Below are 17,878 nucleotides of genomic sequence, written 5' to 3' on the forward strand. Positions count from 1 at the left end.
GCGGTAGTCTTTCCGCCCGGCCGGTGGTGGTCCGCGAAACGATCGGCGGGTTACGATCCGGCGCGGTGACGGGGCGGTAGCTCAGCCGGTTAGAGCAGGGGACTCATAATCCCTCGGTCGCGGGTTCGAACCCCGCCCGCCCCACCAAGCCGTTTCTCCAGCTCAGCCATGGTGCCGACGGCTCGGGTGCACTGCGTCGAGGTCATGGCCGCCTTCACATTGGCCCCTCCGCCACCGCGACACTGGCCGCCGTTGTGCCGCAGCTCGTGCGGCGTCCGGTTCGCAAGCTCGATCGACGCCGAAGCCCGGTCGAAGACCCGGCGACGGAAGTTGTTGTTACGCAACACCTCGCCCGTTGGGGATGTGAACACCAGCTCGTCACCGGGGCACATCAGTGGGCGTCGGGACGTGCGGTCTGCCGATGGGTGGTTGGTTCGGAATCCTTGGTGTCAGGGGACCGACGGAGGCCAGCGATGCCTGCGCCAGTCCTCCCACGTCGCGAATTCTGCCGGCGGGCAGTCGACGGGTTCACTGCCGTCGAGTTCCCCTTCGGTCGGGATGCTGATGAGGGCAGCCCACCTGTCGAGTTCCTCGTCGGACATGTGCCACGTCGTGTGCGGCTCTTCGGCTTGGCGTTGGTCGAGTCGTCTCCGTTGCTCGGCCGGTGGGAGTTCGAAGTAGCGCATCTCCACCGCCGCGCCGAGGTCGGCAGCTGCCTGCCGTAGCGCGGAGCGCTCATCTCGACCCCAGAGGCCGAAGTCGATGACGACGTTGATGCCGAGATTGAGGGCGCGCAGCCCAATCTCGATGAGCCGTCCTTCGATCACGTCCGAGGCCGACGGCGGGTTCGCGAGGCCGTACAGGGCCTTTACCCACTCGTCCTTCGTGAGGCGAAGAGCCTGCTCCTCGACTTCTATGCGCCGTGCTTCTGTGGTCTTCCCGGTGCCTGGCAGTCCTACCGTCAGGAACAGAGTCGGTCGTGTCGTCATCGTTTCCCCATCTGAACGGTCGCGCCATCATCGCTGACGCTCGCTCATGCCGCGACCAGCGCGTAGGTGTCGCCGATCAGTTGGCGGACGGGTGTCGCGCATCAGCCGACGGAAGACAAGAGTTCTACACCGCGAACTGCCGAATTGGCCTCTTTAGGATCAAGGCGGCCTGCTGGCGGCGCAAGCGCCGGCATCGGCCTGGCCGGCCGGCCACGCTGACGGGGCCTACCAAGGGCTTGAAGGGCTGTGAGGCGGGACGATCGGCGTAGGCGTCGCTCCCAGTTGAGGTTGGGGCGATCGGCTGCCGCGCAGCGGAGCTGCTTGCCCCCGGCCTCTCGTAGGTCGCCGAATGCGGTTTGACGACGATGAGGACCAGGGCGTGAACCGTCCCCGGGTGCCCGATCCTCTACGCCACCCGCCCGGCGTCAAGGGCGCTGCGCGTCGGTATGCCGATGGCCTACAGCCATCCTTGACCCCAACCGGGCACCGCAGTTTTTGGCACCTATCCGGGGGACGGGGGCAGGCTGGCGGCTATCCGTCGAGGATCTGGACGGTCTGCGACGGCATCTTGATCCAGAGGGGCAGCCTTGGATGTGAACCGCGACGAATCAACGGTGACCGTCCCACTTGACCGGGCGATCGAGGTAGCTCGCTTCCTTGAGTGCCTCACCCGCTCGATTGACCGGATCGGTTCAAGGATGGCAGGCGGCCATGCAGACGCCGAGACCGTCGACCGCTTCATCGACGAGTGGCTGATCGGCCCTCAAGCGTCTCGGGCGCGAAGGGTCCTATGGGATGCCATCAGTCAGGTGATCGGTGAGGAGGCGGTGGAGGGAATCGCTGAAGCAGTGCCCAGATTCCCGGACGCCCCACCTGATGAGGTGGGACGGCTTCGACAGGAGCTGTCGGCGGGGCAGAAGGCGCTCGATGGGTAGCCAACTCTTGCGGGACGAGAGGCTTGCGGGCAGTTCGCACCCAGTCCGCAAGAGGCCGACCGCCTCTGGGGGAGTGGTGAGAGATATCGAGAGGTGTTTCCGCTGGTGAGAGCCCCATTCAGGCAGGTCGCTGGGTCGCCCATCTTGATCTCATGATTCCTCGGTGGCGGGGTCGAAACCCGCCCGCCCCACCAGCCGTTTCCCCAGCTCAACTACGATCAGGACGTCATCGCGGTGCAACGCCGGGGCGTGACCATTGCGCGGTGGGGCGGCCGTCGAGACGCCACGGGTGCCCGGCGACCCGCGGCCAGCCTTCAGGCGAGTTCTCCCAGTTCTCCTGCCGGCCGTACACCGTGAGATCCAGAGCGTGGTAGGTGGTCATCAACGCCTCCACGCCCCGCCCGGTGGTCCAGTAGGTCTCGTAGACCTTGTCGCCGTCGCGCAGGTAGCACGCGATGAACCCGAAGTGACGACCGTCGGCCAGAGCCGGGTCGGAGTCCTTCGCCGAATACCAGGGGAACCGGTAGCCCATGAACTCCGCGAACGGGGCGCTTTCGTCGTAGGGACCCTCGCAGAAGACGGCGTAGGTGACGTCCCGAGCATGCAGGTAGTCCAGCGTCTGCATGTGACAGGTCGAGAAGGTGCACCCCTCACACTGATGCTCGTACGGATTGCCGTCGTGCCACATATGGAAGTAGGCGATGAGCATCCGGCGGCCCTCGAACACCTCCACCAGCGGGGTGTCGCCGCCAGGGCCCCGCACCGTCACCGTCGGCATCAAGGTCATCGGTAGCTGACGACGAGCGGCGGCGATCGCGTCTCCTTCGCGGGTGTGGGCCTTCTCCCGTACGAGCAGTTCGTCGCGCTTGCGCAGCCAGGTCTCCCGGTCGACGACCGGGGGCGCGGCGGCGCTGGACGCGGGGGTTGCCGTCATGGCTGTCTCCTTCGTGGAGTGGGGATCGGTCACAGGTACAGACGACCGAGCCGGCGATTGTCATCGGTGACCGATGACGGATGGGGGCCACGGTCGTCAGTACGGTTGTGAGCACCACTCAGCCCCGGGGAAATCACATGTCCGACTCGCCTGACGAGCAGGCGGTCTGGCTGCAGCGCGCCTTCGACGAGCACCGGCGTGAGCTACACCTCCACTGCTACCGCCTCGTCGGGAACGTCACCGACGCGGACGACCTGGTGCAGGAGACCTTCCTGCGTGCCTGGCGGGCTCGCCACCGCTTCGAGGGTCGGGCGTCGGCGCGTACCTGGTTGTACCGGATCGCCACGAACGTCTTCCTCGACAGCCGCAAGGCGGCCGGTCGACGGGCGGTGCCGTACGGTGATCCGCTGGAGTGGTCCATCGAGCTCGGTCCCTATCCCGACGCCCTGCTGGCCGACGACGCGCAGGCCGGTCTCGCCGCTCGGGAGACCGTCGAGCTGGCCGTGATCGCAGCGCTCATGTACCTGCCGCCGCGGCAGCGGGCGGCCTTCGTGCTGCGCGACGTCCACGGCTGGACGCCGCAGGAGATCGCCGTCGCGCTCGACACCGCCGTAGCGGCCGTCAACAGCCTCCTCCAGCGGGCCCGCCACACCCTCCGGGGGCGCGCTCCGTCGGACCCGAAGGAATGGCGCCGCCCGCAGCTCACCAGTGAGGACGAAGAGATTCTGCGCCGCTACGCCGACGCGAAGGACCCGGAGACGATACGGGAGCTGCTCGCCGAGGACGTACGGATCACGATGCCGCCCGAGCCGCCGGTCGTCGGGATCGACGCGGCCGCGGAGTTCCTCGGCCGACCGCTCGACTGGCGTACCTTCCCCACCTCGGCCAACGGGCGCCCGGCACTGATCAACTATCTCCGCCGGCCCGGCAGCCGGCACTACGAGGCGTTGGTCGTCGACGTACTCCGGATCGAGAACGGGAAGATCGCAGAGAGCAACGCCTTCATCGGTGCCCGTCACGTCGCCGCCTTCGGCATGCCCACCACGCTCGAGCCCTAGACAAGTAAGCCTCAAGCTCAGGATTCCTACGAACTCGGCGGCGTGGTTCCGTCGCAGGGGACACCGACACCTAGTTGTACGTGCGCCGTCTGCCCCCGCGACGTGATGGTGAGCGGTAGGCAGGCCGGCCGCGCAACCCAGGTGCCGCCGACGAAGGCCAGCCACTGAGGTCGGTCATCGACAGGTGCGCAGGCGCGCACGTGGGCGCTCACGGCCGGCACCACTGACGAGCCCCATCCGAGACGCGCCTTGTCCTCCCAGCCGGATGCCACCCGAAGATCGACCACTGCGCCGCCGCGTATGACCAGGCCCCATTTGGCGAACAGCCGGGCTGCCGGGTCCGGTTGCCCCGATTCCGCTACTTGAAGCACCGGCCGGGCAGGTACCGCGACGTCCTCTCCCACGAGCCGATAACCCGCCGGCGGTTCCGTGATCGTATCGACCGATTTGGTGCACGACTCCTGCCCGGCGCCCACGTCAGCTGACGGGGTCGCGCTGGGGTCGGTGCCCAGAGACGCAGTTGGCGTGGGTGGTCTGGCCCCACCCTGGCTCGAACCGCTTGAGGACGTACAGGCTGCCGGTGCCGCCATCAGGAAGATGCTGAGCGGCCACCACACCATGCGGCTGGTCCTTCTCACGCGCATCACCTCCTGAACGGCGAGGCCTTCGACGGTAAGGGCGCGACTCGTGAAGCGTCACCGTACCGGAAAACGGGATGCGTGCGATGCCGCCAATCTTGATCTCGTAATCCCACGGTCGCGGATGCGAACTCCGCCCCGCCAGGTCAACGACGTCCTACGCCACCACTCCGCCCATTCGGTTACCAGTCTCGCGCCGGCGCAGATTTGATCATCGGACCAAGTCCTCAGTGGAGCGCGATATTCGACCAGAAGTCGTGTTGCTGACATCCGAACCGGCCGAATGTCTGATCCTGGCATCAGCGCGCGAACGCCAGGATCGATTTCAAGCCGGTTGAACGATCCTCGCAAGTTGCGGGTGTGCTGCCGGTCGATCCTCGACGCATTGTCGCGTCGTCTGCATTGTCCCGCTGACCTCTTTTCCTTCCGGTCGAAGGAGTGCTGTGCCAGTTACCAGGCAATTCGCGGTGCATGGAGCGGATCCGGTCCTCATCGAGGTCGATGGCCAGGACCTGGATATTCGTGGCGAGAGCGCCGGCATCGGACCGGTGGGCCGCAGCGGTCGTACCGAACCGAGATCCTTCGAAGAGTCCCTTCGGAGCGTACGCGCGGCGGCTCTGGAGGCCATGCGTGTGTTCCGCGAGGACCTGGGGCCGAGCGAGGTCAAGCTCACCTTCGCGGTGAAGATGACGGCTGAGATGAACGCCGTCATCGCGAAGACCGCGTACGAAGGAAACCTCGGTGTCGAACTGGTCTGGCGACGGGAAGACTCCGCACCGAAATGATCACCTCCTCTGAACCCTGGCGGCTGCGGATCCGAGCCACGACGAATGATGGTGCTCCGTCGGAGGTGCTGGGAACCGCATTCGTCGTGGCGCCGGGCGTGGCCCTCACGTGCGCTCACGTGGTCGAGGGCCGGGTCCGGTGCTGGGCGGAGGCGCCGGGGGGCTGGGGCTCGGGCCAGGTCTGTTCCACCCGCTACGCGGTGCCGGGCTGGAGTCCGGGCCGGTACGACGGGACCGACGTGGCAGTCGTCGACGTGCCGGAGAGCTGGCCTGCGGCGCCGCTCGGGCCCAGTGCGCCGCCGCGGCCGGAGACGCCGCTCGACGCGCTCGGCTTTCCGGAACAGTATTCGGCGGCGGACGACCGCGGTCAGCGGACCCGGGTCCAGGTCATCGGGCCTGATGAGACCGGGAAGCTCATCCAGGTGAACGGTCTGCCCGGATTCGACGGCCAGATCCAGCGCGGATACAGCGGCGGCCCCGTTGTCGACGTCACGTCGGGCCGCGTCGTCGGCATGGTTTCGACCGCCGACATGGACAAGAGGCTGCGGATCTCGTGGATCATCCCGCTCGCCACGCTGGCTGAGGCCTGGCCGCCGTTGGCGGACCTGCTCCCGGAGCAGATCCGCGTCGACCCGGAATTCGTCGAGGCGGTCGCTGCTCTCAACAATGGGGCGTACGCGCGGGCCCTGGAGCGCTTCAACACGCTCGTGAACATGTATCCACGCGAAGTCGATGTCTACTACTACCGGGTGCTGGCCGCTCTCGGCGGCCGACGCCCCGGCGGGTACCGGTACGAGGTGATCCGGGCGATGGAGAATCTGCTGCAGATCGGCATTCAGATCGAGCCCGGCCGTACGAGCAACCATTTGCGAGCCCTCTGGGCGCTGATCATCGAGGACTACTACGAAATCCGTGGCATTCCGACCGACCGCTCCAGGCTGCGCGGCCTTCAGGCGGCGCTGTCGGGCGTCGGCAGTGATCGCGCCCGCGAGATCATCAACCACGTTCCTGCTGTCGAGTGCCCGACCTGGCAGGGGCTCAGCCGAAACCAGGGGATCTGATGCATCCTGAACAACGCGCAGAGCGAGCCGGCAAGTATTTCGCGCCCGAACCGTCCACGCCGGTAGCCCAGTACGTCAAGCTGGCATTCGGTGGCGGACTCCTGCTGATGGCCCTGGTGATGTTCGCCGTCGGTGACGCGGCGATCTGTCTCGGATTCCTCTGTGGGGTCGGCGGCGCGGTGCTCGTCGTCCTGGGGCTCATCGGGCTCCTGAACTATGCGGAGGCGCGCCGGCGCGCCTATCCCCGGGCGACCGATCAGGAGATGGACGCCTGGCTGTACGGGGCCGAGGAAGCCATCGCGCAGATGGGCTACCGGCGGCTGAACATCCACCCCACCGAGCTTTCCCAGGGCAGGCAGCCCTATCTCGTCTTCTACGGAATCCCCGAGCTGTTCTCGGTTCTCCCGTTCCACTGGAACAGGGGACGGGACGGCAAACTCCGCTACTCCGCGTACAAGATCATGATCGTCTACATGTCGAACTGGCGCCTGCCGGTGTACGAGTGCGTGCTCGACATCGCCACCGGGTTCACGATCCGCGACTCCACGAAGGAGTACGCGCTCGGCAACGTGGACGGGATGGAGACGTCCGCGGACCGGGTGAGCGTCTTCAACGAGCAGTGGAAACCCGGCTCCGACGGCAACAGCGGCGGGGTCTTCTCGGGAGCCATCGGCAACGGGCCGAACATGGGTGCACAGTTCGGGCACTACACGCAGCGCCAGATCATCAAACTGCTTGTCTCCGGCCGGGTGGCTGTCGACCTCTGGCTGGGGATCGCGCCCAACGAGGCGATGGGTATCCAGGGTGTCACGGAGCCGTCCTCCGTGGACAGGATGATCTCCCAACTCCGCGAGCACTTGCGGGAGCACAGCGGCGCCGCGTATCCCGACGCGCCCGCGGCGTTGAGTGGACCCGCTGTACCGTCGGGTGCGGACCCGACCGCTCTGTTGATGCCGCCGCCGTCCGAAGGCCACACGACCGAGCCGCTCCGCCAGCGTCCTCCTGGCGAGGAGAACGAACAACGCCCCGCGTGAGTCGAGCGCCCCGTCCGTCGTGCGAGTCCGGGCGGCGGACGGGACGGCGATCAGCCCGTGCGGTTGGTGGCCATCCACCCGGTCGCGAAGTCGACCAGCGCGCGTTGGCGCATCAGCCTGGCCGTCGGCCGGGGATGCCGGTTCACGTAGTCGCGGGCGCGGGGGAGCGGGTCACCGAAGTACTGGTGCGGCATGCGGTGATGGCGAGCAGGTGCGCCTCCCGGTTCCACCCGGCGTGGTCGAACGCCCAGCCCGCCCAGGTCGCGTACACGTGGAAGACCTGGCTCTGACCCGCGAACCGCAACCCCGCGACGCCGATCGGCCGGTCCGGGTAGGTGTCCCGGCACATCCAGGCCGTTCCCGCGGCGTACGCCGGAAGACGCCCGCTGCCGTCACTGCCACCAGCGCACCCTAGCCGAGCGGCCACGTGGCGCGTGGACCCTCACACGTGCCGATCTGAACCCGATTGACATGTGGGGTGGTCGGCGGGGGAGAGTCGGGCATGCGCTTTCAGGTGTCCACACCGCCCGCCGTTCCCGCCGGTACGTTGGCCGCCGGCCCGCAACCGACGTTGCCCGCCGAGGGCGGCCTGGTCCTGCGCCCCTGGGCGGACGGGGACGCGCCGACCGTCCTGGCCGCGTACCAGGATCCGGAGATCCGCCGCTGGCACACCCGCCGGCCCGCGTCGCCGGAGCAGGTCCTCCAGTGGTTCGCCCACTCCCGTCGTGCCTGGCAGGAGGAGACGGGCGCGAGCTGGGCGGTGACCCGGGGCGACGAGGTGGTGGGCCGCATGACGTTGGGCGGCGTCAACCTCGACGACGGCGAGGCCGCGTGCGCGTACTGGGTGGTTCCGGCCGCCCGCGGCACCGGCGTGGCCTCCGGCGCGCTGCGGGCGCTGAGCGCGTGGGCGCTCGCGGACGGCCGGCTGCACCGGCTCTGGCTGGACCACTCCACCGGCAACGTCGCGTCGTGCCGGGTGGCGGTCAAGGCCGGGTTCCGGCTGGAGGGCACCAAGCGCAGCGCGGCCGTGCACGACGACGGACGGCACGACATGCACCTGCACGCCCGCGTCCGCGGGGACGACTGACCGGGTCACGACTGCGCGGCGGCCACCTCCCGGATGCGCCGCAGCGCCTCCGCCCGGTCCATCCCGGTCGCCTGGAGGATGTCGCTCGCGGCGGTCCGGACCTGCCCCACGATCACTGTGCCGGACAGCCCGGTCCCGGCCAGCTCCGCGCGCGTCGCCGCCGCCACCGCGTTCAGCGCGTGCCGGCGGGCGTCCTCCGGACCCTGGTCCGCGAGAACCTCCTCCTGTACGGCGTGCACCGCCGCGCCGAGCGCCTCCACGGCGTCCGGCAGGCTCTCCGGGATCGGCTCCCCGTCCTCGATCAGCACCACGGCCCGCCGCGCCAGCACCCGGGTGTTCCAGACCGCCTGGTCCACGTCCGGCGCGCCGAGCTGGTAATGCTGAACGGATCGCCGCCTCGGCCACCGGGCCGGGGCGAGGTCGACGGTTTCCTTCGCGCCGCCGAAGACGTCCCAGAATCGGCCCAGGTCCGTGCCGATCGCCTGCGACCGGCTCAGCGCCCGGTCGGCCAGCTCGTGGTCGCGCCGCCGCAGCGCGGTGGCGGTCGCCGCGAGCTGGTCGGCGAGCTGCCGCAACGTCGGCGCGGCCACCCGCCGCATGATCCGCAGCGGGTTGATCGGCACCAGCAGCAGTGTCACCACCAGGCCCACGCCGCCGCCGATCAGCGCGTCCACGAAGCGGGGGAACTCCAGCGTGTGCCGGGACGAGGAGAGCGCGCCGAGCAGCACCGCCGTACCGCTGGCGTTGCCCACGATCCCGCCCCGCGTACTCAATGCCAGCGCGACCAGGACGGACGCCGCGACGATCACGCCGGTCTGCCACACCCCGGCGCCGACGGCGCCGATCAGCAGGTCCGACACGATGATGCCGAGCGTCACCCCGGCGAGCAGCTCGACGGTGTTGGAGAGGCGCCGTCCGAACGACGAGGTGATCACCGCGACCGCGGCCGCCGGGGCGAAGATCGGGCTCGGCATGCCGGTGATCCAGCGCGCGACGGCCCAGGCCAGCGCCGCCGCCAGACCGGCCTGCACGGCGAGTACGGACTTGACCCGCAGCTGCTGCATCCGGTCCCGCCCGGCGGCCCGGCCGCGCTCGTTCACGCGCTCCCACGCCTCGTCGAACCGTTCCGCGTCCAGGCCGGCGCGCCGCGACGACCCCCGCCGGCCGTCGCGCCCCTCCCGCTGCCCGGTCACCGCGGGCGGCTACCCGCAAAAACCGCCGCCAATCCCGGCGTCCGCCGAGGTCAGCCGCCCGGTTCGAGGTACGCGGCCAGGTGCGCCAGCGACGACGCGATGCCCTCCTGGTGCGCCGCCTGGTCGATGCCCGGCGGTACGCCGGTGGCCGTGACCGTCACCTCGGTGCCGTCGCCGGCCGCTGCGAGGTGCCAGGTCATGGTCATGGTGCCCGCGTACGCGGGGTCGTCGGCCTGGAACACGGCGGTCTGCACGACCCGGCGCGCCGGTACGAGTTCGGCGAACCCGACGTCGACCACGTCGGTGGCGTCCGACGTCTTGCCCGGGCTGCCCGCCGGGTCGAGATAGGTGAGCACCATCCGGAACCCGCCCCCGGGCCGGGGATCCCACCGCTCGATCCGCCCGCGCATCCCGTCCGGCGGCAACCACGCCTCCAGGGCCGCCCGATCCACGAGCGCCCCGTACACCGCTGCCGGCGCGGCCCCGATCGTCCTGCTGCCCCGATCGACCCTGCTCACCCCCCAACCCTAGGCCCCGCACCCTGCCCGCCCGTGGGCGCTCTCGTCGATCTTGAAGTTGTGGCGGTTGACGAATGCCACGGAGTAGGGCGATTCAGGCGCCACAACTCCAAGATCGGCGGGGAAGCGGGGGCGGGGCGCGCCGGGTACGCTGCCGCGAATGCCGGTACTGCCGCACCTCCACTACTCGCTGCTGTTCGATGCCGACGACGTGCCGCTGGCCCGGATGCGGCTGCGGGACGACGACGGCACGCGGGTCGCGGCCGGCGTGAGGCCGCTGGCCGGGGCGCCGCTCACCCGGCTCGTCGCGCAGGTGCGGCGTGACCTCGCCGGGCATCGGCTGGAGACGCCGGACGAGGCGCTGGCGGCGGCGCTGGTGGCCGACGGGCTGAAGCTGCACCGGGCCGCCACCGACATGCGGCACGACCTGACCGACGTGCCCGCGCCGGTGGCGCTGCCGGACGGCTGGTCGCAGGGCGCACCCGGCTGGGACGACGACCTCGCCGCAGGGCTGGACGCGGCGTACGGCCCGGACCACCCGGACGGCCGCTGGCAGCCCAGCGACACCGAACAGGTGCGGGCGATGTTCGACACCGGCGAACCGGTGCCGCCGCTGGTGCCCGCCTCGGCCCGGCTGATCGACCCGGACGGCCGCAGCGCCGGGCACGTGCTGTGCGCCGGGCCGGTGCCGTGGACCGACGACGACTGCGTCTGGATCCTCAACCTCGGCGTCGCGCCCCGGGCACAGCGGCGCGGGTTTGGGCGGGCGCTGCTCGTCCACGCGCTGCGCGGCGCGCGGGAGGCGGGACTGCCGTCCGTCGGCCTGTCGGTGGTCGACGGCAACCCGGCCCGCCGCATGTACGACGCGGCCGGTTTCCGCGTCCTCACCCGGGTGCTCACCGTCCGGATCCCCGACGCGTAGCCCGCCGGGGAACCGTCAGGCGCCGGTGAGCAGGGGACGGTGCGCGGACCAGAGCCAGCGCAGGTAGTCGCGTAGCCGTTCCGGGGTGGCGATCCACCCCTGGCCGGGATAGCGGAGCAGACGGCTGACCTCGCCGGCCACCAGGTTGTACCCGGCCGCGCCGGTCTCCGGCACCGGGGCGTCCGGTGCGACAGCCACTGGTAGCGGCACCATCGGGATCCGCAGGCCGGCGTCGTCGCAGGCCCGCAGCACGGTGAGGTAGACCCGGACCAGGTGGTACGGCGAGACGACGAGCGCGACGCTGCCGATGCCCAGCGCCCGTACCTGCTCCACGACCCAGGTGGCCTGCCGGCCGGTGCCGGTGACCGGCTCGGCCTGGAGCACGACCCCGTCGACCCGGCGCAGACCGAGTCCGCGCAGCCGGTCCAGTGTGAGCGGGCGGTACGTCCGCTCGGCCGAGTCGGTGTTCGCCACCAGCAGGTGCCGCAGCGCCGGGCCGGTCTCCCAAGCGCGGATCGCGTCGGTGAGACGCCAGTCCTCGCCCTGGCCGGTGGCCACCACCAGCGCGTCCACCCGCTCGGCGGCGCGGTGGGGGAGCGTGAGGACCATCGTGACCGCCTCCAGCACCGCCAGGAGCCGGTCGGCGGGGACGTCCGCGAACGCCTCCGGCCCCACGAGCCGTGGCAGCGGGCGGGACACACTCGTCACGCCCGCGATCTTGCCACCATCGGTTCGCCGGCGGGTGAGAGAGTGGCATGGTGCGGGTGGGGATCCTCGGGCCGCTTGAGGTCCGCGACGGCGACCGGCCGCTCGACGTCGCCGGGGCGCGGCTGCGGGCGCTGCTGATCCGCCTCGCCCTGGACCCGGGCCGGCCGGTGAGCGTACCGGCGCTGGCCGAGGCGCTCTGGGGCGACGAGCCGCCCACCGACACCGCCAACGCGGTGCAGACGCTCGTGTCGCGGCTGCGCCGGGCGGTGCCCGGGCTCGGGGTACGCAGCAGCCCGGCGGGCTACCGGCTCGACCTGGACCCGGACGACGTGGACGCGGGGCGGTTCGAGCGACTGACCCGGCAGGGGCGGGCGGCGCTGCGCGACGGGGACGCGACGACGGCGCGGACGATGTTGCGCGACGCGCTCGCGCTGTGGCGGGGGCCGGCGCTGGCCGAGGTCGCCGACGCGCCGTACGCGGCGGCAGCGGTGGCGCGGCTGGCGGAACTGCGGCTCACCGCGCAGGAGGACCGGATCGAGGCGGAGCTGCGCGCCGGGCGGCCGGAACTGCTGGTCGCCGAGCTGGAGGAGCTGACCGCCGCGCATCCGCTGCGGGAGCGGCTGGCCGAGCTGCACCTGCGTACGCTCGCCGCCGCCGGGCGGCCCGCCGAGGCGCTCGCCGCGTACGAGCGGATCCGGCAGCGGCTCGCCGACGAGCTGGGCGTCGACCCGTCACCGCAGTTGCGGGCCGCGCACCTGGAACTGCTGCGCGGCGAGGCGGCCCCGCCGCAGCCGACGGCCGTGACGCGGGGCAACCTGCGGGCCGCGCTCACCACGTTCGTCGGGCGCGACGAGGACCTGCGCCGGCTCACCGGGCTGCTCGCCGGCAACCGGCTGGTCACCCTGCTCGGGCCGGGCGGAGCCGGCAAGACGCGGCTGGCGAGCGTGGCGGCGGGCCGGCTCGCCGACGGCGTACCCGGCGGGGCGTGGCTGGTCGAGCTGGCACCGATTACCGACCCGGCGGACGTGCCCCGGGCCGTGCTCGACACGCTCGGGCGGCGGGACCGGAAGCTGGAACCGGTACGCCAGCCGGCCCGCGACACGCTCGGCCGCCTGGTGGACACGATCGCCACCGACGAGACGCTGATCGTGCTGGACAACTGCGAACACGTCGTCGAGGCCGCCGCCCGGCTCGCCGAGGACCTGCTCGGCCACTGTCCGGGGCTGCGCGTGCTGGCCACCTCCCGGGAGCCGCTCGGCATCGTCGGCGAGGTGCTGGAACCCGTACCCCCGTTGCGGCTGCCACCGGCGGACGCCACGCCGGGCGACGCGCTCGCGTATCCGTCGGTGCAGTTGCTGCGCGACCGGGCCGCCGCCGTGCGGCCCGGGTTCGCGGTGACCGGCGAGAACGTGGCGGCCGTGGTGGAGATCTGCCGGCGGCTCGACGGCCTGCCGCTGGCCATCGAACTCGCGGCGGCGCGCCTGCGGACGCTGTCGCCGCGGCAGGTCGCGGCCGGTCTGGACGACCGGTTCCGGCTGCTGACCGGCGGCAGCCGCACCGCGCTGCCCCGGCACCGCACGCTGCGGGCGGTGGTGGACTGGAGCTGGGGGCTGCTCACCGACGACGAGCGGCAGCTCGCCGAACGGCTCGCGGTCTTCCCGGCGTCGGTCACCGCCGACTCGGCGGCCGGCGTCGCCGGCCCGGCCGCCGCCGCGCTGCTCGACGCGCTCGTGGACAAGTCGCTGCTCCAGGTGGTCGGCGACGGGCGGTTCCGGATGCTGGAGACCATCCGGGAGTACGGGCTGGAACGGCTCGCCGCCGCCGGGGCGTCGGCCGGGGCGCGCGCCGCGCACGCGGCGTACTTCCGGGAGCTGGTCCGGACCGCGGAGCCGCACCTGCGCACGGCCGGTCAGCTGCCGTGGCTGCGGCTGCTGGAGGCGGAACGGGAGAACATCGTCGGCGCGCTGCACTACGCCTGCGACGCCGGTGACGCCGACACCGCGCTGCGCATCGGCGCGGGGCTGGCGTTGCCGCTGGTGATCTGGGGCGACGGCGGCATCGGCGGTGACGTGCTGGCCCGCGCGCTGGCGCTGCCCGGCCCGGCCCCGGCGGAGGAGCGGGCGGTGGTGCTCGCCATCCGCATCGGTTCGGAGCTGGCAGGCGGCGAGCGGGGGCCGACGCCGGAGCAGATCGCCGAGCTGACCACTACCCTGCGGGCGGTGGAGGGGACCAAGCATCCGATCGTGGGGCTGCTCGCGCCGATGCTGTCGATCTTCGACGACGACACGGCGGCCGGGATCGCGGCGATCGACCGGGCGCGCGGGCATCCCGACCCGTGGACCGACGGCACGCTGCTGGGGGTACGCGGCAAGTTCAAGGAGAACGACGGCGACGCCGACGGCATGCTGCGTGACCTGACCGACGCCGCCGCGGAGCTGCGCGCGGTCGGCGAGCGGATGAGCCTGTCGCACGTGCTCAGCGAGTACGCCGACGCGCTCACCAAACGCGGCGACTTCGACGCGGCGACCGCGGCGCTGGAGGAGTCGGTGCGGCTGGCCCGGGAACTCAACCCGGCCTCCGAGCCCGGCTTCCAGCTGATCTGGCTCGCCGCCATCCGGGCCCGCTCCGGCGACGTGGCCGGCGCCAAGGCCGAACTGCGCCGGTTCGTGACCGACCGGGACGGCCGGGACGGCGCGTTCGGGCTGATGATGCTCGGCAGCATCGCCCGCTCCGAGGGGTCGCTGGACGAGGCGCAGGAGTGCCTCGCCGAGGCGACGCGCCGCCAGGACGAGACGCCGTTGGCCGCCCCGCAGTTCCGTGCCCTGCTGCTGACCGAGACGGGCCATCTGGCGCTGGCCCGCGGTGACCTTCCGGGTGCGCGTCGCTGTCTCGACGATGCGACCACGCGCAGCCTCGCCGCCCGGGACATGCCGGTGGTCGCGATCGTCACGGTCGGCTGGGTCGCGTTGGCGGTGGCCGAGGGCCGGTACGAGCGGGCCGCCGAACTGCTCGGCGTCTCCGACTCGCTGCGCGGGCGGCCGGACCGCTCCAATCCCGACGCGCAGCGGCTCGCCGAGCGGCTGCGCGCCGAGCTGGGCGAGGACGGATACGCCGCCGCGTACGCCCGGGGTCACGGCCGCAGCCGGGCCGACGCCCTCGCGTTCGTGGGCGGCGACCCGGCTGGATGAGGCGCCCTCAGGCGCGGCGGCGGTAGGCGCGGACGGCGAGCGGCGCGAACACCGCGATGATCGCCACGGTCCAGAGCAGCGACCGGGTCACCGGCCCGGCCACCGGGCCGCCGATCATCAGACCCCGGGCCGCCTCCATCACGTCGGCCACCGGGTTGACCCCGACCCACCACTGCAACCAGCCGGGCAGCGTGTCCGTCGGCACCATCATGTTGGTGCCGAAGGTCAGCGGGAACAGCAGCAGGAACGCCGTGCCCTGCACCGCGCCCGGGCTGCGCATCAGCACCCCGAGCAGCACGCCGATCCAGCTGACCGCGAACGCGAACGCGATGGTCAGCAGGCAGGCGGCGAGCGCGGACAGCGGGTCGGTGCCGATCCGGAAGCCGAGCGCGTAGCCGAACCCCAGCAGCACCGCGATGGAGACCACGAACCGGACCAGGTCGCCGACCACCGAGCCGACGAGCGGCGCGGACCGGGCGATCGGCAGGCTGCGGAACCTGTCGAAGACGCCCTTCTCGACGTCGGTGTTGAGGCTGACGCCGGTGGCGATGGACGCGAACAGCACGGTCTGCACCATGATCGCGGGCAGCAGGAACTGCAGGTACTCGTGCTGCGAGCCGGCGACCGCGCCGCCGAGCAGGTAGACGAAGATCAGCACGAAGACGACCGGCTGGAGCGTGACGTCGAGCAGTTGTTCCGGGGTCCGGATCGTCTTGACCAGGCTGCGGCCGGCCAGCGCGAGACTGTGCCGGACCAGCCCGAACGGACGGGCGGAGGCGCGGGGCGTGCCGGTCCGGGGCGGCGGCGTCGCCGTACGGGTCGTCGTGGTCATGCCGCCACCTCCGCCTGCTCCTCGGCGCCGTGGCCGGTCAACGTGAAGAACACCTCGTCGAGGCTGGGCAGCCGCAGCGCCAGCTCGACCACTCCGATGCCGGCGTCGTCGAGCCGGCGGACCACAGCGGTGAACGGGGTGTCGTCGTCCACCGGCACGGTGAGCACGCCCGGCCGGGGCAGCTCGGGATCGGCCCCGGTGGCGGCGCGCAGGATCTCGGCGACCGCGCCGATCCGGCCCGGATCGGTCGGCCGGACCACGATCGTCTGGCTGCCGGCGATCCGCTTCAGCTCGCCCGGCGTACCGTGCGCGATCACCCGGCCGTGGTCGATCACCGAGATCTCGTCGGCGAGCGCGTCGGCCTCGTCCAGGTACTGCGTGGTCAGCAGCACCGTCGACCCGTCGTCGACGAGCGAGCGGACCACGCCCCACATCTCCTCCCGCTTCGCCGGGTCCAGCCCGGTCGTCGGCTCGTCCAGGTAGATCACCTCCGGCCGGCCGACCAGGCTCGCGGCCAGGTCCAGGCGGCGGCGCATACCCCCGGAGTACGTCTTGGCCGGGCGTCCGGCCGCGTCGGTCAGGCCGAACCAGGCGAGCAGCTCCGCCGCCCGCGCCCGCGCCTCGTGGCGGCTCAGGTCGAGCAGCCGGCCGATCAGCACCAGGTTCTGGGTGCCGGTCAGGTCCTCGTCCACCGAGGCGTACTGGCCGGTCAGCCCGATCAGCCGCCGTACCCGGGCGGCGTCGGTGACCACGTCGTAGCCGCCGACAGTCGCGCGCCCCCCGTCCGGGCGCAACAGCGTGGCGAGGATCCGTACCGCAGTGGTCTTGCCGGCGCCGTTGGGTCCCAGCACCCCCAGCACGGTCCCCCGGCGTGCGGCGAGGTCGATCCCGGCCAGCGCGGTGGTCGTACCGAACCGCTTGACCAGGCCCTCCGCTTCGAATGCGTAACTCATGACGCCGACGATGGCCGGGGCCGCTGGCACCGGGCGCACACGCCGCGCACACCGTCGTGTGCGCGGCGGCGAAATCGAGTACGCGTGCTCATTCGCCAGCCCCGCCGGCCGGGCAGGATCGAAGGCGTGACAACGAGACGTACGCTGCTCGGCGGTCTGTTCCTGGCGCTGGCCACGGCCGGCGCGTGGGTGGCCTGGCTGAGCTGGGAGTCCGGCTGGACCGTGGACCCGCAGACCGGTGACATGAGCGGGCCGTACGCGGTCTGGCAGGTCGCCGCCGCGGTGCTGACCCTGGGCGCGCTGGCCGCCGTCGCCGGCTGGTGGCTGAACATCTGGCTGGTGGCGACCGTGATGACAGTGGCGTTCACCGTTCCGTGGGCGGTGCACGCCGCCTCGACCGACGACACCGGTCTGTGGGCGGTCGGGGCGGCGCTGGTGGCGATCGGCACCACCATCGGAACGACGCTGGTCGGCGGCTCCGCCGGGTGGCTGCGCCGCCGGACCGGGTGACCGCAGTCGTCAGTCGTGATTCAGGCGTTCGGCGTACGCGTCGCGCAGGTCCGCCCAGCCGAAGTCCTTCGCCTCCGCGCCCCGGATCGGGCCGACCGGGTCGCCGTCGAGCAGATGCGCGGCGACGTCGAGGCAGACGTGCCAGCCGGCGGCAGTCATCGCGGCGAGGTCGGGACCGCCGACCCGGTGCCGCAGCGTCAGCGTGGTGCCGTCGCCGTTCGCTGCCAGCTCCCAGCGCAGCAGGTCGTCGCCCCAGGTGTACTCCAGCAGGTGCGGCCGGTCGGCGCGCAGCACCCGGGCCGGCGCCGGGTAGCTCTGGTCGCCGTCGACGGCGCTGAGTACGGCGTCGCCGGGGCGGCCCAGGTCACGGTCGGCCAGGAACGGCGCCCACTCGGCGAGCCGATCCGGGTCGGTGAGCGCGGCCCACACGGTCTCCGGCGGGTGCCGCAGGTCGCGGACGAAGACCAGTTCGTTTTCGGGTGTCAGCTTGACCCGGGCGAGTGGGCCGGGGCGGAACGTGGCGCGGTCCATCT

Annotated in this window: 18 protein-coding genes and 1 tRNA gene; 10 read left to right on the top strand and 9 right to left on the bottom strand. The window is 71.8% G+C overall.

All coding sequences use genetic code 11. The features are described 5' to 3' along the window. The first annotated feature begins 70 nt into the window (after positions 1–70). Positions 71–147 (top strand) — tRNA-Ile (locus A8711_RS18100). 302 nt (positions 148–449) lie between these two features. On the opposite strand, the gene A8711_RS18105 is transcribed toward A8711_RS18100, so the two are convergent. After that, the gene (locus A8711_RS18105; RefSeq protein ID WP_069088881.1) at positions 450–989 is read right to left on the bottom strand and encodes an ATP-binding protein; all 540 of its coding nucleotides are present in this window, start codon (positions 987–989) and stop codon (positions 450–452) included. A 593-nt stretch (positions 990–1,582) separates the two neighbouring features. Here A8711_RS18105 and A8711_RS18110 point away from each other — a divergent pair. Beyond that, entirely contained in the window at positions 1,583–1,924 is a 342-nt protein-coding gene (locus A8711_RS18110; RefSeq protein WP_231915629.1) for a hypothetical protein, read from the top strand. A 226-nt stretch (positions 1,925–2,150) separates the two neighbouring features. On the opposite strand, the gene A8711_RS18115 is transcribed toward A8711_RS18110, so the two are convergent. Continuing rightward, on the bottom strand, positions 2,151–2,858 hold the full coding sequence (locus A8711_RS18115) for a DUF899 family protein (protein ID WP_043331028.1): 708 nt from the start codon (positions 2,856–2,858) through the stop codon (positions 2,151–2,153). 137 nt (positions 2,859–2,995) lie between these two features. On the opposite strand from A8711_RS18115, the gene A8711_RS18120 reads away from it, so the two are divergent. The 4 genes from A8711_RS18120 to A8711_RS18140 all read left to right on the top strand — a co-directional run bounded on the left by A8711_RS18120 (position 2,996) and on the right by A8711_RS18140 (position 7,434). Then, complete coding sequence (locus A8711_RS18120) at positions 2,996–3,916, top strand: RNA polymerase subunit sigma-70 (RefSeq protein WP_069088882.1); 921 nt, start codon at positions 2,996–2,998, stop codon at positions 3,914–3,916. A 1,081-nt stretch (positions 3,917–4,997) separates the two neighbouring features. Further along, positions 4,998–5,339, top strand: a complete 342-nt coding sequence (locus A8711_RS18130) for a CU044_2847 family protein (RefSeq protein ID WP_069088884.1) — start codon at positions 4,998–5,000, stop codon at positions 5,337–5,339. Further along, positions 5,336–6,400: a serine protease gene (locus A8711_RS18135; protein WP_083297045.1), complete on the top strand. Its 1,065-nt coding sequence runs from the start codon at positions 5,336–5,338 to the stop codon at positions 6,398–6,400. Before A8711_RS18130 ends, A8711_RS18135 begins: the two co-directional genes overlap by 4 nt. Beyond that, the gene (locus tag A8711_RS18140) at positions 6,400–7,434 is read left to right on the top strand and encodes a hypothetical protein (protein ID WP_124778941.1); all 1,035 of its coding nucleotides are present in this window, start codon (positions 6,400–6,402) and stop codon (positions 7,432–7,434) included. The genes A8711_RS18135 and A8711_RS18140 overlap by 1 nt, the downstream gene beginning before the upstream one ends. A 142-nt stretch (positions 7,435–7,576) precedes the next feature. On the opposite strand, the gene A8711_RS31550 is transcribed toward A8711_RS18140, so the two are convergent. Continuing rightward, a complete protein-coding gene (locus A8711_RS31550; RefSeq protein ID WP_233607795.1) occupies positions 7,577–7,783 on the bottom strand; it encodes a hypothetical protein in 207 nt (68 codons plus the stop codon). Between the two features lie 153 nt (positions 7,784–7,936). On the opposite strand from A8711_RS31550, the gene A8711_RS18145 reads away from it, so the two are divergent. Then, positions 7,937–8,521: a GNAT family N-acetyltransferase gene (locus A8711_RS18145; protein WP_069088886.1), complete on the top strand. Its 585-nt coding sequence runs from the start codon at positions 7,937–7,939 to the stop codon at positions 8,519–8,521. Positions 8,522–8,526: 5 nt separating this feature from the next. On the opposite strand, the gene A8711_RS18150 is transcribed toward A8711_RS18145, so the two are convergent. Together A8711_RS18150 and A8711_RS18155 are read right to left on the bottom strand one after the other, a co-directional pair. After that, positions 8,527–9,714, bottom strand: coding sequence for an aromatic acid exporter family protein (locus A8711_RS18150; protein WP_069088887.1), 1,188 nt, complete (start codon positions 9,712–9,714; stop codon positions 8,527–8,529). 50 nt (positions 9,715–9,764) lie between these two features. Further along, the gene (locus A8711_RS18155) at positions 9,765–10,232 is read right to left on the bottom strand and encodes an SRPBCC family protein (protein WP_069088888.1); all 468 of its coding nucleotides are present in this window, start codon (positions 10,230–10,232) and stop codon (positions 9,765–9,767) included. Between the two features lie 160 nt (positions 10,233–10,392). Here A8711_RS18155 and A8711_RS18160 point away from each other — a divergent pair, with 160 nt between their 5' ends. Further along, positions 10,393–11,154, top strand: coding sequence for a GNAT family N-acetyltransferase (locus tag A8711_RS18160; RefSeq protein WP_069088889.1), 762 nt, complete (start codon positions 10,393–10,395; stop codon positions 11,152–11,154). Between the two features lie 15 nt (positions 11,155–11,169). On the opposite strand, the gene A8711_RS18165 is transcribed toward A8711_RS18160, so the two are convergent. Then, a complete protein-coding gene (locus A8711_RS18165; RefSeq protein ID WP_369830116.1) occupies positions 11,170–11,862 on the bottom strand; it encodes a hypothetical protein in 693 nt (230 codons plus the stop codon). Between the two features lie 50 nt (positions 11,863–11,912). Between A8711_RS18165 and A8711_RS18170 the strand changes: the two genes are divergently transcribed. Beyond that, positions 11,913–15,050 (top strand): BTAD domain-containing putative transcriptional regulator, encoded by a 3,138-nt coding sequence (locus A8711_RS18170; RefSeq protein WP_069089113.1) that lies wholly within the window; start codon positions 11,913–11,915, stop codon positions 15,048–15,050. A 7-nt stretch (positions 15,051–15,057) separates the two neighbouring features. Here the strand turns inward: A8711_RS18170 and A8711_RS18175 are convergent, their stop codons facing one another. Both A8711_RS18175 and A8711_RS18180 read right to left on the bottom strand, forming a co-directional pair. Beyond that, positions 15,058–15,882: an ABC transporter permease gene (locus A8711_RS18175; protein ID WP_064448199.1), complete on the bottom strand. Its 825-nt coding sequence runs from the start codon at positions 15,880–15,882 to the stop codon at positions 15,058–15,060. Then, positions 15,879–16,835, bottom strand: a complete 957-nt coding sequence (locus A8711_RS18180; protein ID WP_069089112.1) for an ATP-binding cassette domain-containing protein — start codon at positions 16,833–16,835, stop codon at positions 15,879–15,881. Before A8711_RS18180 ends, A8711_RS18175 begins: the two co-directional genes overlap by 4 nt. Before the next feature lie 126 nt (positions 16,836–16,961). Here A8711_RS18180 and A8711_RS18185 point away from each other — a divergent pair, with 126 nt between their 5' ends. After that, the gene (locus A8711_RS18185) at positions 16,962–17,345 is read left to right on the top strand and encodes a hypothetical protein (protein WP_069088891.1); all 384 of its coding nucleotides are present in this window, start codon (positions 16,962–16,964) and stop codon (positions 17,343–17,345) included. Between the two features lie 9 nt (positions 17,346–17,354). Here A8711_RS18185 and A8711_RS18190 read toward each other — a convergent pair whose 3' ends face one another. Continuing rightward, positions 17,355–17,876, bottom strand: coding sequence for an SRPBCC family protein (locus A8711_RS18190; RefSeq protein WP_069088892.1), 522 nt, complete (start codon positions 17,874–17,876; stop codon positions 17,355–17,357). Positions 17,877–17,878: the final 2 nt, after the last annotated feature.

Source organism: Micromonospora sp. II (assembly GCF_001709195.1).
Taxonomy (GTDB): Bacteria; Actinomycetota; Actinomycetes; order Mycobacteriales; family Micromonosporaceae; genus Micromonospora; species Micromonospora chalcea.

Bases quoted from the DNA above. Each gene is read 5' to 3' on its own strand.
- A8711_RS18105 (WP_069088881.1), bottom strand. From the start codon at position 989: ATGACGACACGACCGACTCTGTTCCTGACGGTAGGACTGCCAGGCACC.
- A8711_RS18115 (WP_043331028.1), bottom strand. From the start codon at position 2,858: ATGACGGCAACCCCCGCGTCCAGCGCCGCCGCGCCCCCGGTCGTCGAC.
- A8711_RS18120 (WP_069088882.1), top strand. From the start codon at position 2,996: ATGTCCGACTCGCCTGACGAGCAGGCGGTCTGGCTGCAGCGCGCCTTC.
- A8711_RS18135 (WP_083297045.1), top strand. From the start codon at position 5,336: ATGATCACCTCCTCTGAACCCTGGCGGCTGCGGATCCGAGCCACGACG.
- A8711_RS18140 (WP_124778941.1), top strand. From the start codon at position 6,400: ATGCATCCTGAACAACGCGCAGAGCGAGCCGGCAAGTATTTCGCGCCC.
- A8711_RS31550 (WP_233607795.1), bottom strand. From the start codon at position 7,783: ATGTGCCGGGACACCTACCCGGACCGGCCGATCGGCGTCGCGGGGTTG.
- A8711_RS18145 (WP_069088886.1), top strand. From the start codon at position 7,937: ATGCGCTTTCAGGTGTCCACACCGCCCGCCGTTCCCGCCGGTACGTTG.
- A8711_RS18160 (WP_069088889.1), top strand. From the start codon at position 10,393: ATGCCGGTACTGCCGCACCTCCACTACTCGCTGCTGTTCGATGCCGAC.
- A8711_RS18175 (WP_064448199.1), bottom strand. From the start codon at position 15,882: ATGACCACGACGACCCGTACGGCGACGCCGCCGCCCCGGACCGGCACG.
- A8711_RS18180 (WP_069089112.1), bottom strand. From the start codon at position 16,835: ATGAGTTACGCATTCGAAGCGGAGGGCCTGGTCAAGCGGTTCGGTACG.
- A8711_RS18190 (WP_069088892.1), bottom strand. From the start codon at position 17,876: ATGGACCGCGCCACGTTCCGCCCCGGCCCACTCGCCCGGGTCAAGCTG.